Below are 601 nucleotides of genomic sequence, written 5' to 3' on the forward strand. Positions count from 1 at the left end.
GTCCAGCCGGGCCTCCGCCAGCTCCTCGACGACGGCGAGCCGCTCCTCGGCCAGGCGCTGGGCGGCCGGGCGGACGAACTCCTCGTCGGCGAAGTCGGCGTACGGCTCTCCGCGCCACAGGGCGAGCGCCCGGGTGAGCACCGCCGCCCGGGCGCGTGCGTCGGCCTCGCCGCGGGCCTGCCCGGCCAGCTCCCGGAAGCCGGCGGCGTCGACCTCGGCGGCGCCCCCGTCGAGCCGGAGCCGGTATCCGGCCGGCTGGTGGGTCACCCGGTCGCGGCCGATCGCCCGGCGCAGCTGGGAGACCTTGGCCTGGAGCGCGTTGGCCGGGTTGGCGGGCACGGCCTCGCCCCAGATGTCGTCGACCAGGAGGTCCGCCGGCACCGGCCGCCCCTCGTACAGCAACAGGTCGGCCAGCAGGGCGCGCACTTTGGTCTCGGGCACCCGGACGGGCGCACCGTCGTCGTCCCACACGGCCAACGGGCCGAGCACCCCGAACCTCATGGCAGCACCCTACACAGAGTTGATCATCAGCCGATCGGCCCGGTCGGCCGCCGGACCGCTTCCGCCCCTGCCGCCGACCCGCTTCCGGACCGCTCCAGGA

Annotated in this window: 1 protein-coding gene; it reads right to left on the minus strand. The window is 76.5% G+C overall.

What is annotated here, in order from left to right; translation table 11 throughout:
• Positions 1-501: BTAD domain-containing putative transcriptional regulator (locus VR45_RS27085; RefSeq protein ID WP_199926005.1), on the minus strand; the 501-nt coding region annotated here is incomplete at its 3' end.
• Positions 502-601 lie beyond the last annotated feature (100 nt).

This window comes from Streptomyces sp. NRRL S-495, assembly GCF_000966955.1.
GTDB classification, from domain to species: Bacteria; Actinomycetota; Actinomycetes; order Streptomycetales; family Streptomycetaceae; genus Kitasatospora; species Kitasatospora purpeofusca.